The sequence below is a fragment of the Burkholderia sp. Bp9142 genome (genome assembly GCF_003853415.1).
GTDB lineage: Bacteria > Pseudomonadota > Gammaproteobacteria > Burkholderiales > Burkholderiaceae > Burkholderia.
In genome coordinates this window covers 14925-30179 of sequence record NZ_QTPP01000005.1, presented here as the reverse complement: position 1 = coordinate 30179, position 15255 = coordinate 14925, and the positions used below count along the sequence as shown (strand labels likewise).

Genomic DNA, 15255 nt, shown 5'->3' with positions numbered 1-15255 from the left:
CGCCGCAACTCACTTCACTGACTCGAAGCTGCGAACGAAGCGGCACGCGAATGCGCGCCGCCGCCGATCATGACAGCTTCCCGTGACATTGCTTGTACTTCTTGCCGCTGCCGCACGGGCACGGGTCGTTGCGGCCGACCTTCGGCATCTCGCCCCCGGGGCCGCTATGGGTCATCGCGCTGCCGACCATGTCGGCCGTCGCCGTCGCCGCGGTAGCGGCCGCGACGTTCGCGACCGGTGCGCCGGATTCCGCGTAGTCGGCATGCTGGTACTCGACGTTCTCGAGATGGCCGCCGCGCTCCTCGATCTGCTCGGCCGCCTCCTCGAGCTGCTCGGGCGACTGGATCTGCACGTTCATCACGATGCGCGTGACTTCCTGCTTGATCGCCTCGAGCATCGCGGCGAACAGTTCGAACGCTTCGCGCTTGTATTCCTGCTTCGGGTTCTTCTGCGCATAGCCGCGCAGGTGGATGCCCTGGCGCAGGTGGTCGAGCGCCGCAAGGTGCTCGCGCCACAGGCGGTCGACCGTCTGCAGCATCACCGAACGCTCGAATGCGCTGAACGATTCGCGGCCGACCATCGCGACCTTCGCCTCGTACTGCTCGTCGGCGGCGGTCGTCACGGCCTCGAGAATCTCATCGGCCGCGATCGACGACGACTCGTTCACCATTTCCTGGATCGCGAGGTCGAGCTGCCAGTCGTTGCGCAGCGCTTCCTCGAGCTCGGGCACGTCCCACTGTTCCTCGATGCTGCCTTCCGGCACGAACTGGCGGACGACTTCGGTAATCACGCCGTGACGCATCGCCGCGATCGTCTCGGTGATGTCGTGCGCTTCGAGCAGTTCGTTGCGCTGCTGGTAGATCACCTTGCGCTGGTCGTTCGACACGTCGTCGTATTCGAGCAGCTGCTTGCGGATGTCGAAGTTGCGCGCTTCGACCTTGCGCTGCGCGGATTCGATCGAACGCGTGACGATGCCGGCCTCGATCGCCTCGCCTTCCGGCATCTTCAGACGATCCATGATCGAACGCACGCGGTCACCCGCGAAGATGCGCAGCAGCGGATCGTCGAGCGACAGGTAGAAGCGCGACGAACCCGGGTCGCCCTGGCGGCCCGCACGACCGCGCAGCTGGTTGTCGATCCGGCGCGATTCGTGACGCTCGGTGCCGATGATGTGCAGGCCGCCCGCGGTCTTCACCTGTTCGTGCAGCGTTTCCCACCCGTCGTGCAGCTGCTTGATGCGGCGCGCCTTTTCGTCGGCCGGGATCGCTTCGTCGACTTCGATGAACGCGGCTTGCTTCTCGGCGTTGCCGCCGAGCACGATGTCGGTACCGCGACCGGCCATGTTGGTCGCGATCGTGATGCGGTTCGGACGGCCGGCTTCCGCGACGATCGCGGCTTCACGCTCGTGCTGCTTCGCGTTCAGCACCTCGTGCGGCAGCCCGGCCTGCTTCAGCAGGTGCGACAGCAGCTCCGAGTTCTCGATCGACGTCGTGCCGACCAGCACCGGCTGGCCGCGCTCGTAGCACTCGCGAATGTCGCGGATCACCGCGTCGTAGCGCTCCTTGGCCGTCTTGTAGATCTGGTCCTGCTTGTCGATCCGCTTCGGCGGACGGTTGGTCGGGATCACGACCGTCTCGAGGCCGTAGATCTCGTTGAATTCGTACGCTTCGGTGTCCGCCGTGCCCGTCATGCCCGCGAGCTTCCCGTACATCCGGAAGTAGTTCTGGAACGTGATCGAGGCGAGCGTCTGGTTCTCGCTCTGGATCTTCACGTGTTCCTTCGCCTCGACCGCCTGGTGCAGGCCGTCGGACCAGCGGCGGCCCGCCATCAGGCGGCCCGTGAATTCGTCGACGATCACCACTTCGCCGTTCTGCACGACGTAGTGCTGGTCCTTGTGGAACAGCGTGTGTGCGCGCAGCGCCGCGTACACGTGGTGCATCAGCGTGATGTTCTGCGGCGCGTACAGGCTCTCGCCCTCGCCGATCAGGCCCCACTCGCCGAGCAGCCGCTCGGCCTTCTCGTGGCCCGACTCTGTCAGGAACACCTGGCGCGATTTTTCGTCGAGCGTGTAGTCGCCCGGCTTCTCGACGCCCGTGCCGTCGGCCTTCTCCTCGCCGATCTGGCGCTCGAGCAGCGGCGGCAGCGCGTTCATCCGCACGTACAGTTCGGTGTGGTCTTCCGCCTGGCCCGAGATGATCAGCGGCGTACGCGCCTCGTCGATCAGGATCGAGTCCACTTCGTCGACGACCGCGAAGTTCAGCGCCCGCTGCACGCGCGCCTCGGTCTCGTAGACCATGTTGTCGCGCAGGTAGTCGAAGCCGAACTCGTTGTTCGTGCCGTAGGTGATGTCCGACGCGTAGGCCTGCTGCTTCTGGTCGTGCTCCATGCCGGACAGGTTGATGCCGACCGACAGCCCGAGGAAGTTGTAGAGGCGCGCCATCCATTCGGCGTCGCGCTGCGCGAGGTAGTCGTTGACCGTCACGACGTGCACGCCGCGGCCTGCCAGCGCATTCAGGTACACCGGCAGCGTCGCGACGAGCGTCTTGCCCTCGCCGGTGCGCATTTCCGCGATCTTGCCGTAGTGGAGCACCATGCCGCCGATCATCTGCACATCGAAGTGGCGCATCTTCAGCACGCGGCGGCTCGCCTCCCGGCAGACCGCGAACGCCTCGGGCAGCAGCTTGTCGAGCGACTCGCCGCCCGCGATCCGCTGGCGGAACTCATCCGTCTTGCCGCGCAACTGGTCGTCCGTCAGCTGCTCGATCTGCGTTTCGAGCGCATTGATCGTCGCGACGGTCTTTTGATATTGCTTGACGAGCCGCTGATTGCGGCTGCCAAAAATTTTCTGGAGAAAACCGGTTGTCATCGGATCGGATCCTGCGTCGCAGCACCGGCGCCCGGCGCGTGTTGCGCGCCCCGACGCCCGAGCCTCGGCGGCTTAGCGAATTAGTGGAATCAAACGAGGAATTTTAGCACGCGGGAAAGCATGCGCCCGTGTCCCGGCTGGACTCGCGCCGCGTGCCGAACCCGCGCGGGCAACCGGGCACACGGCCCGAAAGCCGCCCGTGCGCGGGCCGGCGCGGGTACAATCGGCGTCAACGTCCGCGCCCGTGCGCGCCCGAAGAATGCCTCGATGAACCGATTTTCCAAGCGTTTCGGCCCGCTCCCCGCGTATCGCCCGCAACCCGTGTCCGAAGTGCTCAACCGCACCGACGCGTTCGCGGCGCTGCGCGCCGGCGTCGAACAGGTCGCGTCGCTGCAGCGCGACCTCGCCGCGCTGCTGCCCGACTATCTTGCGAATCATGTCGAACCGGGCTCCATCAAGGACGGCACCCTGACCCTCTTTGCCGCGCACAACGCGCTCGCTGCCCGGCTCCGGCAGGTCGAGCCGCGCCTGCTCGCCGATCTCCAGAAACGCGGCTGGCCGGTTTCGGCGCTGCGCGTGCGCGTGCGGCCGAAGGACGCGCCGGAGCCGCCGCACGTGAAGCAGGCGCGCATGACGACCGTCGGCGCCGCCGCGTTGCGCGAACTCGCTGATCACCTCGAGCCGTCGCCACTGCAGGCCGCGCTCGCGCGAATGGCCGCGCGGCACGGCGCGAAGTCGTCGCGCTGAGCGCACCGCCGGCCGCAGCCGCCAACAAAAAAGCGACCCGAAGGTCGCTTTTTTATCGCTCGTGCCGGACGCCGATCAGGCGAAGGCCGTCTGCGTGTCGAACGCGAAGCCGCTCGGCGCCGCTTGCGGATCATCGAACGTGACGATCTCGTACGCGTCTTCATGCGCAAGCAGTTCGCGCAGCAGCGCGTTGTTCAGCCCGTGACCCGACTTGTACGCCGTGTACGACGCGAGCAGCGGATGGCCGACCACGTACAGGTCGCCGATCGCGTCGAGCATCTTGTGCTTCACGAACTCGTCGTCGTAGCGCAGCCCGTCATTGTTCAGGATCCGGTACTCGTCGAGCACGATCGCGTTGTCCATGCTGCCGCCGCGTGCAAGGCCCAGCTCGCGCATCATTTCGACTTCATGGGCAAAACCGAACGTGCGCGCACGCGCGATCTCGCGCACGTACGACGTGTTCGCGAAGTCGACCTCGAGCTCCTGGCCGGTCTTGTCGACCGCCGGATGACGGAAGTCGATCGTGAACTTCAGCTTGAAGCCGAAATACGGGTCGAGACGCGCGAACTTGTCGCCCTCGCGGATTTCGACCGGCTTCTTCACCTTGATGAAGCGCTTCGGCGCGTTCTGCTCCTCGATGCCCGCGGACTGGATCAGGAACACGAAGGACGCGGCGCTGCCGTCCATGATCGGGATTTCCTCGGCCGTCACGTCGACATAGAGGTTGTCGATGCCGAGGCCGGCGCACGCCGACATCAGGTGCTCGACGGTCGACACGCGCGCGCCATCCTTTTGCAGCACCGACGCGAGCCGCGTGTCGCCGATCGACATCGCGGATGCCGGAATGTCGACGGGCGTGGGCAGGTCGACGCGCGAGAAAACGATCCCCGTGCCCGGCGCGGCCGGGCGGAGCGTCAGTTCGACCTTGCGGCCCGAGTGGAGACCGATGCCCACGGTCTTCACGATCGATTTGATGGTGCGCTGCTTCAGCATGGTGTTCTTCATCTTGATTGAGAATATCAATCAGGAGTTATATTCGATAGATGGGAGTATAGCGTAATTCCCTATTCAACGCTGTTTGAAACTGCGTATCAATCTGTTTCGACTGTTTACCCGTGTCGATACGGGACGGGCCGATGCCCGGAACGGAGGCGTTTCCGGTCATCGGCCCGTGTTACAACTGCCCTGAGGCCGGTGCGCAGCGTTGCCGGCAGGCAACGGTGCACCGCACGATCAGGACGTCAACGTCGCGAGCACACTCGCCGCATCACTCACTTCGAACTTGCCCGGCGCTTCGACGGCCAGCGTCTTGACCACACCGTCGTCGACCACCATCGCGTAGCGCAGGGAACGGATTCCCATGCCACGCGCGGACAAATCCTGCGTCAGCCCCAGCGCATGAGTGAAAGCAGCGCTGCCGTCCGCCATCATGCGCACCTTGCCCGCGGTGTGCAGATCACGTCCCCATGCGCCCATCACGAATGCGTCGTTGACGGACACGCACCAGAGCTCGTCGATGCCCGCCGAGCGCAGTTGCTCGGCGTGCTCGACATAGCCCGGCACATGCTGCGCCGAGCAGGTCGGCGTGAAAGCACCCGGCAATCCGAAGATCACCACCCGCTTTCCCGCAACCTGGTCGCGCACGCTGCAGGCATTCGGCCCCAGCGTGCAGCCTTCGCGCGCGTCGTCGATGAACTCGAACAGTTGCGCGTCGGGCAGCGCGTCGCCCACTTGAATCATGGCTGGTCCCTCATAGCGATACGGTTTTTCAGCGTGTTGCGGACAGCACGTCCCATCCCGCTCCGCTCATGCGAAGAGGGCACGTTTCCCGGCCCGGCGTCGCATTCGACGCGGCCTGTCGTGGTCCGTGGCATCCGTCACGCCGGCGTTACCGCGGCAATCTCAACGATTGCGCCGCGGCTTCGCCTGTGTGTGCGTCGTCAGTCAGCCTGCTTGCGCAGGAAAGCCGGGATGTCGTACGTGTCGACACCCTTCTCCTGCAGCGCCTGCACGTGCGATGCCGCGGTTTCGCGCGAGTTGCGCCACACCGCCGGCGTATCGAGCGCGCCGTAGTCCGCCGTGCTGACGTGTTGCGGCTGCGCATAGCCGTGCGAGACCGCGCTGACCGGCTGGTTGTCGGTACCCGTGCGCAGCAGCGTCATCGGCGCCGATTGCTGCTTCTTCGCCGCACGGCCCAGACCCGTCGCCACGACCGTCACGCGCAGTGCATCGCCCATCGCGTCGTCGTACACCGCACCGAAGATCACCGTCGCATCTTCCGCCGCGTAGCTCTTGATCGTGTTCATCACTTCGCGCGTTTCCGACAGGCGCAGCGAACGGCTCGACGTGATGTTGACCAGCACGCCGCGCGCGCCCGACAGATCGACGCCTTCGAGCAGCGGGCTCGCCACGGCCTGTTCCGCCGCGAGGCGTGCGCGATCGACGCCGGCGACCGTCGCCGTGCCCATCATCGCCTTGCCCTGCTCGCCCATCACCGTCTTCACGTCTTCGAAGTCGACGTTCACGAGGCCATCGACATTGATGATTTCGGCGATGCCCGCGACCGCGTTGTTCAACACGTCGTCCGCGCACTGGAAGCACTTGTCCATCTCGGCGTCATCGCCCATCACGTCGAACAGCTTGTCGTTCAGGACGACGATCAGCGAGTCGACGTGATCCTCCAGTTGCTGCGAGCCTGCTTCCGCGACGCGCATGCGCTTGCCGCCTTCGAACTCGAACGGCTTGCTGACGACGCCAACCGTCAGGATGCCCATCTCCTTCGCGATCTGCGCGACCACCGGCGCCGCGCCCGTGCCCGTGCCGCCGCCCATGCCGGCCGTGATGAACACCATGTGCGCGCCGCGCAGTGCATCGGCGATGCGCTCGCGCGCCTCTTCCGCCGCCGCCTTGCCCATTTCCGGCTTCGCACCGGCGCCCAGCCCCGTGTTGCCCAGCTGGATCACCGACGATGCGCGCGAACGCGACAGCGCCTGTGCATCCGTGTTCATCACGATGAAGTCGACGCCCTGCACGCCGCGGTTGATCATGTGCTGGACGGCATTGCCGCCAGCGCCGCCAACGCCGACCACCTTGATGATGGTGCCGTTGGTTTCGGTTTCCAGCATTTCGAATTCCATTGTTGCCTCCGTCAAGAAAATAAACCTACTCGGCCGTTATTCGGCAGGAGATCGGGCAACCCCCTGTCGCGCGCCAGCCGCCGGCACCAGCGCGAATTTTGATTCGGTGTGTCAGAAGTTGCTCAGGAACCATTCCTTCATCCGCGAGAAGATCTGCCCCGCGTTGCCGGACTGCACGGCGACCTTGCGGCCGCGCATGCGCTGGGCACTGCCTTCGACGAGCAGGCCCATCGCCGTCGAGTAGCGCGGATTGCGCACCACGTCGGCAAGGCCGCCTGCGTATTCCGGCGCGCCGATGCGCACCGGTTTCAGGAAAATGTCTTCGCCGAGCTCGACCATGCCCGGCATCATCGAAGCGCCGCCGGTAATGACCACGCCGGAGCTCAGCAGTTCTTCGTAACCCGACTCGCGCACGACCTGCTGCACGAGCGAGAACAGTTCCTCGACGCGCGGCTCGATCACCGCCGCGAGCGCCTGGCGCGACAGCGTGCGCGGACCGCGTTCGCCGAGGCCCGGCACTTCGACCATCTCGTCCGGATCAGCGAGCGCCTGCTTCGCGATCCCGTAGCCGACCTTGATGTCTTCCGCGTCCGGGGTCGGCGTGCGCAGCGCCATCGCGATGTCGCTCGTGATCTGGTCGCCGGCGATCGGAATCACCGCGGTATGGCGGATCGCGCCTTCGGCGAAGATCGCGATGTCGGTCGTGCCGCCGCCGACGTCGACCAGTACCACGCCGAGATCCTTCTCGTCTTCGGTCAGCACGGCCAGCGACGACGCGAGCGGCTGCAGGATCAGGTCGTTCACTTCCAGCCCGCAGCGGCGCACGCACTTGACGATGTTCTGCGCGGCACTGACCGCACCCGTCACGATGTGCACCTTCACCTCGAGGCGGATGCCGCTCATCCCGATCGGCTCGCGCACGTCTTCCTGGCCGTCGATGATGAATTCCTGCGTGAGGATGTGCAGCACCTGCTGGTCGGTCGGGATGTTGATCGCCTTCGCGGTCTCGATCACGCGCGCGACGTCGGTCTGCGTGACTTCCTTGTCCTTGATCGCGACCATCCCGCTCGAGTTGAAGCTGCGGATGTGGCTGCCGGCAATCCCCGTGAACACGTTGGTGATCTTGCAGTCGGCCATCAGCTCGGCTTCCTCGAGCGCGCGCTGGATCGACTGCACGGTGGCCTCGATATTGACCACCACGCCCTTCTTCAGACCCTTCGATTCGCTCTGGCCGAGGCCGATCACCTCGTAATGGCCTTCGCCCTTCAGCTCGGCGACGATGGCCACCACCTTCGACGTGCCGATGTCGAGGGAAACCAGCAGATCCTTGTAGTCTTTGCTCATAAAGTGCTCTTGCGTGTGATCTCTCGTTACTTCTTGCGCTTGTCGGTATCGGTCAGGAACCGCATGCCTGCCGCACGAATCGCGAATCCGTTCGGATAACGCAGGTCCGCGTACTCGATGTCGTTGCCCCAACGCTCCGTGACGGCCGGCCACGCGGCGACGAGGCGCTGGCTCCGGTCATGCAGGGTCTCGCTGGTGCGCTCCTTGCCCAGTTCGACCTGCATGCCGTTCGACAGCTTCACCGTCCACGCGTAGCGCGCCGACAGCGTCACTTCTTCCGGCGCCGCCTTCAGCGGCGCAAACCAGTTCGTGAAGTCGCGATATCGCGTGACGACGTCCTTCGCACTGCCCTCCGGGCCGTCGAACGCCGGCAGTTCCTGATCGAGTTCGCCCTGGTTCGCGGTGAACAGCTCGCCATCGACGCTCACGAGCTGCGCGCTGCCCCAGGTCCCGAGCGGTTTGTACTCCTCGAGCGTGACAGCCAGCGCATTCGGCCATACCCGGCGCACGCTCGCGTGACGCACCCACGGCATCTGCTCGAACGCGGCACGCGCCGTGTCGAGATCGACCGTGAAGAAATTGCCCTTCAGCCGGCCGACCACGCCCGCACGCACCGTCGGCGTGTTGATGTGCTCGGTGTCGCCGTCGATCCGGATCTCGCGCAGCGCGAACGTCGGACGCTGGATCAGCCAGTAGCAGCCGGCCGCCGCCAACACGAGCAGCAACAGCGCGTACAGCGCGCTGGCGGCAAGGTTGAGTTGGCGAACGTTGTTCCACATACGTCGTTCCGTTCCTGCGTCAGTCGTTGAGCGTAAGCGACAGCACCTTCACGACCAGCTCCGAATAGCCGATGCCGATCGAGCGCGCGGCCTTCGGCGGCAGCGAGTGGTCGGTCATCCCGGGGGCCGTGTTCACTTCCAGGAAATACGCGTTGCCGGCGGCGTCGAGCATGAAGTCGGCCCGGCCCCAGTCGGTGCAGCCGAGCACGTCGAACGCGCGGCGCGCGATGCGCTTCAGTTCCGCTTCCTGCTCGGCGGGCAGGCCGCACGGAATCAGGTACTGCGTGTCGTCGGCGACGTACTTCGCGTGGTAGTCGTAGAACTCGCCCGCCGGCACGATCTTGATCAGCGGCAGGTCGAGATCGCCGGCGATGCACGCGGTGTATTCGCCGCCGCCTTCGATGCTCTTCTCGACGATCACGATCTTGTCGTGCGTGGCGGCTTCCGACAGTGCGGCGGGCAATGCGTCGGCCGTCTTCACCTTCAGCACCGCGACGCTCGAGCCTTCGCTCGCCGGCTTCACGAACAGCGGCAGGCCGAGCTTCGCGACGATGTCCGCCGCGCGCGCCGCGTAGTCGTCACCGCGCATCACCGTCTCGAACGGCGGCGTCGGCACGCCCGTCTGCTGCCACACGAGCTTCGTGCGGAACTTGTCGAGGCCGAGCGCCGAGCCGAGCACGCCGCTGCCCGTATAGCGAATCCCGTAGAAATCGAGCGCGCCCTGGATCTGGCCGTTCTCGCCATAGCCGCCGTGCAGCGCGTTGAACGCGCGTACGAAGCCTTCATCCTTCAGCGCCGACAGCGGCCGCTCGGCCGGGTCGAACGGATGCGCGTCGATACCCGCGTCGCGCAGGCCCTGCAGCACGAGGCGGCCCGAGGTGAGCGACACCTCGCGCTCGGCGGATTCGCCGCCGAACAACACCGCCACCTTGCCGAAACGTTTCGGATCGATCCCGCTCATGTCATCCCTTCTGTTGCGTGTTCTGCACGACCTTCGCCGGCACGCCGCCGATCGAACCCGCGCCCATCGTGATCACTACGTCGCCGTTCCGCGCGACCTTCGCCAGTGCATCCGGCACGTCGTCGACCGCCGCGACGAATACCGGGTCAACCTTCCCCACCGCGCGCAGCGCACGCGACAGCGCGTCGCCGTTGGCCGTCGCGATCGCCGCTTCGCCGGCGGCATAGACTTCCGTCAGCACCAGCGCGTCGACGGTCGACAGCACGTTGACGAAGTCGTCGAAGCAGTCGCGCGTGCGCGTGTAGCGGTGCGGCTGGAAAGCCAGCACGAGGCGGCGGCCCGGGAACGCGCCGCGCGCGGCCGCGATCGTCGCGGCCATCTCGACCGGGTGGTGGCCGTAGTCGTCGATCAGCGTGTACTGGCCGCCGTCCGCGCTCGGCACCTCGCCGTAGCGCTGGAAGCGCCGGCCGACGCCGTTGAATTCCGCCAGCGCCAGCTGGATCGCGTCGTCCGTCACGCCGAGATCGGTCGCGATCGCGATCGCCGCGAGCGCGTTTTGCACGTTGTGCAGGCCCGGCAGGTTCAGCACCACCGCGAGCGGCGCACGGCCTTCCCGGATCACCGTGAAGTGCATGCGCCCGTCGCGCGCGTCGATGTCCTCCGCGCGCACCTGCGCGTCCGGCGACAGCCCGTAGCGCACGACCGGCTTCGAGATGAACGGGATGATTTGCCGCACGTTCGGATCGTCGACGCACACGACCGCGCTGCCGTAGAACGGCAGGCGCTGCGTGAATTCGATGAACGCCTGCTTGAGCCGCGCGAAATCGTGGCCGTAGGTGTCCATGTGGTCGGCGTCGATGTTCGTGATGACTTCGATCACCGGATACAGATTCAGGAACGACGCGTCCGACTCGTCGGCCTCGGCGACGATGAAGTCGCCCGTGCCCAGCCGCGCGTTCGCGCCGGCGCTGATCAGCCGGCCGCCGATCACGAAGGTCGGATCGAGACCGCCCGCCGCGAGCACGCTCGCGACGAGGCTCGTCGTCGTGGTCTTGCCGTGCGTGCCGGCAATCGCGATCCCCTGCTTCAGGCGCATCAGCTCCGCGAGCATCACCGCGCGCTGCACGATCGGCACGCCCTGGTGACGCGCGGCCAGCACTTCGGGGTTGTCCGAGCGCACGGCCGTCGACACGACGACCGCGTTCGCGCCCTCGATGTTCGCCGCGTCATGGCCGATCGCGATCCGCGCGCCGAGCGCCTCCAGACGATCGGTCACCGCGTTGCGCGACAGGTCCGAGCCACTGACCTCGTATCCGAGGTTGACGAGCACTTCGGCGATGCCGCTCATGCCCGCGCCGCCGATCCCGACGAAATGAATGTGTTTGACGATATGTTTCATTGCAGTTGTTCCAGGTTCGCGCCGGCCACCTTCGCGCAGACGCGCGCGACTTCGTCGGTGGCCTCGGGCTTTGCCAGCGAGCGCGAACGTTCCGCCATGTCCGCGAGCGAGGCCCGCGACTGGCCGCGCAGCCAGTCGGCGAGCAGTTCCGCCGACAGGTCGCGTTGTTGCACCAGCACCGCCGCGCCCGCATCGGCAAGGAACGCGGCGTTGGTCGTCTGGTGATCGTCGACCGCGTACGGGAACGGCACGAACAGCGCCGCCACGCCCACCGCCGCGATCTCCGACACCGTCATCGCGCCGGAGCGGCAGATCACGAGATCCGCCGCCGCGTATGCGCTCGCCATGTCGTCGATGAACGGCATGAGCCGTACGTCGCCGCCGCCGGCGAAACCGGCCGCTTCGTAGTTCGCCTTCAGCGCCTCGATGTGCTTCGCGCCGGCCTGGTGCACGACGCGCGGGCGCTCGCCCGGCGCCAGCAGCGCCAGCGCGCGCGGCACGACTTCGTTCAGGGCGGCGGCGCCCAGGCTGCCGCCGACCACCAGTACGTTCAGCGGACCGCTGCGCGACGCATAGCGTGCTTTGGGCGTTTCCGTGCGCGCAAGTTCCGCGCGAATCGGGTTGCCGGTCCATTCCGCGTGCGGCAATGCGCCGGGGAACGCGACGAGCACGCGCTTCGCGAATTTCGCGAGCACCTTGTTCGCGAGACCGGCGATCGAATTCTGTTCGTGCAGCACGAGCGGACGGCCCGACAGCGCGGTCATCACGCCCGCCGGGAACGTGATGTAGCCGCCCATCCCGAGCACGACGTCCGGCCGCACGCGGCGCAGCGCGCCGAGGCTCTGCCAGCACGCGCGCAGCAGGTTGAACGGCAGCGTCAGCTTGGCCTTCAGGCCCTTGCCGCGCAGTCCGCCGAAGCGCACGTATTCCATCGGAATGCCATGCTTCGGCACGAGCGTCGCTTCCATCCCGGCCGGATTGCCGAGCCATACGACGCGCCAGCCCGCCGCTTCCATCCGGTGCGCGACCGCGAGCCCCGGGAACACGTGGCCCCCGGTGCCGCCTGCCATCACCATCAGCGTGCGTCGCGACGCGGTCATACCTTCCCTCCCCGCATCGACAAGAATGAACGAACGTTTTGGCTACGGCCGCTACGCTTAACTTCGCACGCTTCGCGCACGAAGTTAGCCTTCGCCGAAATCGCGTACTGACGCGGGGAGGTCATACCTTCCCTCCCCGCATCAGTACGCGATTTTCATAGTCGACCCGCAGCAGCACCGCGAGCGCGACGCAATTCAGCAGAATGCCCGAACCGCCGTAGCTCACGAGCGGCAGCGTCAGGCCCTTGGTCGGCAGCAGGCCGAGGTTCACGCCCATGTTGATGAACGTCTGCGCGCCGAACCAGATGCCGATGCCCTTCGCCATCAGGCCCGCGAACGTGCGGTCGAGCGCGAGTGCCTGACGGCCGATCTCGAACGCGCGGCGAACGATCCAGTAGAACAGCAGGATCACGACCAGCACGCCGACGAAGCCGAGTTCCTCGCCGATCACCGCGAGGATGAAGTCGGTATGCGCTTCGGGCAGGTAGTTCAGCTTCTCGACACTGCCGCCGAGGCCGACGCCGAACCACTCGCCGCGGCCGAACGCGATCAGCGAGTGCGTGAGCTGGTACGCCTTGCCCTGCGCGTAGCGTTCGTCCCACGGATCGAGATACGCGAAGATCCGCTCGCGACGCCACGGCGACAGCCACACGAGCATCGTGAAGGTGCCGACCGCCGTCGCGACCAGGCCGCCGAACAGCTTGCCGTTCACGCCGCCGAGGAACAGCACGCCCATCGCGATCGCGGCGACCACCATGAACGCGCCCATGTCCGGCTCGAGCAGCAGCAGCGCACCGACCAGACCGACCGCGAACGCCATCGGCAGGAAGCCTTTCGCGAAGCTCTGCATGTACTCCTGCTTGCGCACCGTGTAGTTCGCCGCGTAGATCGTCACCGCGAGCTTCATGATTTCCGACGGCTGCATGTTCGTGATGCCGAGCGGAATCCAGCGGCGCGCGCCGTTCACGCCCTTGCCGACGTGCGGGATCAGCACGATCACGAGACCGACCAGCGCGATCAGGAAGAGATGCGGCGCGTATTTGTCCCAGGTCGACACGGGCACGCGGAACGCGATCACGGCCGCGACGAATGCGACGAAGAGCGACACGCAGTGACGCATCAGGAACGCGTAATCGTGATACGACGCGTATTTCGGCGAATCAGGCATCGCGATCGACGCCGAATACACCATCACGACACCGAGCCCGAGCAGCGCGATCGCGACCCACAGCAGCGAGTAGTCGAAGTCGAGCATTCGCGAGCGGCTCGGCCGCACGCCGTTGACGACGCTCGCCAGGCCGCCGGTCGCGGCGCGCGTGGCCGACGCGACACGGCCGCCCGCGGCATTGCCTCCGGTGTCGCGCCGGTCGTTGAAACGGGAGACGAGGCGATCGGACCAGCTCATGGCGTCGCTCCTTTGCCGATGGCGATTTCATCCACCGCCGCGCGGAACACATCCGCGCGATGGGCGTAGTTCCGGAACATGTCGAGGCTCGCGCAGGCAGGCGACAGCAGCACCGCATCGCCCGGCTCGGCGAGATCGGCGGCCGCATGCACCGCATCTTCGAGCGTCGCGTGACCGGCGAGCGGCACGCCGGTTTCGGCGAGCGTGTCGCGAATCGCCGGCGCGTCGCGGCCGATCAGCATCACCGCGCGGCACCAGCGGGCGACCGGCGCGACGAGCGGCGCGAAATCCTGACCCTTGCCGTCGCCGCCGGCGATCAGCACGATCTTCTGCGCGAGCCCGTCGAGCGCGGCAACCGTCGCGCCGACGTTCGTTCCCTTGCTGTCGTCGACGTAGTCCACGTCGTCGATCGTCGCGATCACTTCGACACGATGCGCTTCACCGCGGTATTCGCGCAGCGCGTGCAGCAGCGGCGCGGCCGGCAGGTCGATCGCACGCGCGAGCGCGAACGCGGCCAGCGCGTTCGCCGCGTTGTGCAGCCCGCGGATACGCAGCGCGTCGGCCGGCATCAGGCGCTTCTGCGCGATGTCGGGCGTATGCGCACCGTCGCGCTTGCGCCGGCGGCTCGTCGTCTCGTCCGGCGCGTCGCGGTCGACCGCCTCGACCAGCCAGGCGATGCCGTTGTCGCGCGACAGGCCGTAGTCACCGTCCTGCGTCGGCTCGTTCAGGCCGAACGTGATCGTGCGCGCCGCATCCGCGGCGCCTGCCGCCGGCGCGAACTTCATGACGGCCGCATCGTCCCGGTTGAGCACGCGTGTCGTCGTCGCGCCGAAGATCCGGCCCTTCGCCGCCGCATACGCGTCGAAGCTGCCGTGCCAGTCGAGGTGATCCTGCGTGATGTTGAGAATCGCCGCCGCATCGGGCGCGAACGTGCGCGCCGTCTCGAGCTGGAAGCTCGACAGTTCGAGCACCCAGACGTCGGGCAGCGCCGTATCGTCGATCGCGCCCGCGAGCCGGTCGAGCATTGCCGGGCTGATGTTGCCGGCAACGGCGACCTTCTTGCCCGAACGCTGGCACAGCAGGCCCGTGAGGCTCGTCGTCGTGGTCTTGCCGTTGGTGCCGGTGATCGCGAGCACCTTCGGCTGGTAGCCGCTCGCGCCGAGCGCGCGCAGCGCCTGCGCGAAGAATTCCAGTTCGCCCCACACCGCGATCGCGCGCTCGTTCGCGGCCGCGATCAGTGCCGCGAGTGCCGGTTCGAGCGGCGACAGGCCGGGGCTCAGCCCGACGATCTCGACGCCGCCGTCAAGCAGCGCGGGCGTGAACGGCCCGCCGACGAACTCCGCGTCGATGCCTTCGGCCTGCAGCGCGGCAAGGTTCGGCGGCGCCTCGCGGGTATCGGCAATACGCAGCCGGCACCCGTGCCTCGCGCACCACCGCGCGATCGCGAGGCCCGATTCCCCGAGCCCCAGTACGAGCACCATCGGCCGCTGCCGATCTCCAAACATCTCGCCAGACAT

At 66.7% G+C, this 15255-nt stretch carries 12 protein-coding genes; 1 reads left to right on the top strand and 11 read right to left on the bottom strand.

Annotation, left to right across the window (positions count from 1 at the left end):
• Nucleotides 1-67: 67 nt before the first annotated feature.
• Nucleotides 68-2866, bottom strand: a complete 2799-nt coding sequence (gene secA / locus DIE22_RS07375; protein WP_124500208.1) for a preprotein translocase subunit SecA — start codon at nt 2864-2866, stop codon at nt 68-70.
• A gap of 267 nt (nt 2867-3133) precedes the next feature.
• Here secA and DIE22_RS07370 point away from each other — a divergent pair, with 267 nt between their 5' ends.
• Nucleotides 3134-3613, top strand: a complete 480-nt coding sequence (locus DIE22_RS07370; RefSeq protein WP_124500207.1) for a DUF721 domain-containing protein — start codon at nt 3134-3136, stop codon at nt 3611-3613.
• A gap of 75 nt (nt 3614-3688) precedes the next feature.
• On the opposite strand, the gene lpxC is transcribed toward DIE22_RS07370, so the two are convergent.
• From lpxC to murD, 10 genes are all read right to left on the bottom strand, one after another.
• Nucleotides 3689-4606 carry a UDP-3-O-acyl-N-acetylglucosamine deacetylase gene (gene lpxC / locus DIE22_RS07365; protein ID WP_124502021.1) on the bottom strand — a complete coding sequence of 306 codons (918 nt, stop codon included), beginning with the start codon at nt 4604-4606 and terminating at the stop codon, nt 3689-3691.
• A gap of 240 nt (nt 4607-4846) precedes the next feature.
• Nucleotides 4847-5353, bottom strand: coding sequence for a peroxiredoxin (locus DIE22_RS07360; protein WP_059535173.1), 507 nt, complete (start codon nt 5351-5353; stop codon nt 4847-4849).
• A 200-nt stretch (nt 5354-5553) separates the two neighbouring features.
• Entirely contained in the window at nt 5554-6750 is a 1197-nt protein-coding gene (ftsZ, locus tag DIE22_RS07355; protein ID WP_057926854.1) for a cell division protein FtsZ, read from the bottom strand.
• Between the two features lie 111 nt (nt 6751-6861).
• Nucleotides 6862-8094 carry a cell division protein FtsA gene (ftsA, locus tag DIE22_RS07345; protein ID WP_044844232.1) on the bottom strand — a complete coding sequence of 411 codons (1233 nt, stop codon included), beginning with the start codon at nt 8092-8094 and terminating at the stop codon, nt 6862-6864.
• A gap of 26 nt (nt 8095-8120) precedes the next feature.
• A complete protein-coding gene (locus DIE22_RS07340) occupies nt 8121-8873 on the bottom strand; it encodes a cell division protein FtsQ/DivIB (protein ID WP_124502020.1) in 753 nt (250 codons plus the stop codon).
• Nucleotides 8874-8892: 19 nt separating this feature from the next.
• Complete coding sequence (locus DIE22_RS07335) at nt 8893-9834, bottom strand: D-alanine--D-alanine ligase (RefSeq protein ID WP_124502019.1); 942 nt, start codon at nt 9832-9834, stop codon at nt 8893-8895.
• 1 nt (nt 9835) lies between these two features.
• Complete coding sequence (gene murC, locus DIE22_RS07330) at nt 9836-11233, bottom strand: UDP-N-acetylmuramate--L-alanine ligase (RefSeq protein WP_124502018.1); 1398 nt, start codon at nt 11231-11233, stop codon at nt 9836-9838.
• Nucleotides 11230-12333: an undecaprenyldiphospho-muramoylpentapeptide beta-N-acetylglucosaminyltransferase gene (gene murG / locus DIE22_RS07325; protein WP_124502017.1), complete on the bottom strand. Its 1104-nt coding sequence runs from the start codon at nt 12331-12333 to the stop codon at nt 11230-11232. The genes murC and murG overlap by 4 nt, the downstream gene beginning before the upstream one ends.
• A gap of 121 nt (nt 12334-12454) precedes the next feature.
• Nucleotides 12455-13738 carry a putative lipid II flippase FtsW gene (gene ftsW / locus DIE22_RS07320; RefSeq protein ID WP_124502016.1) on the bottom strand — a complete coding sequence of 428 codons (1284 nt, stop codon included), beginning with the start codon at nt 13736-13738 and terminating at the stop codon, nt 12455-12457.
• On the bottom strand, nt 13735-15243 hold the full coding sequence (gene murD / locus DIE22_RS07315; RefSeq protein WP_124502015.1) for a UDP-N-acetylmuramoyl-L-alanine--D-glutamate ligase: 1509 nt from the start codon (nt 15241-15243) through the stop codon (nt 13735-13737). Before murD ends, ftsW begins: the two co-directional genes overlap by 4 nt.
• Nucleotides 15244-15255 lie beyond the last annotated feature (12 nt).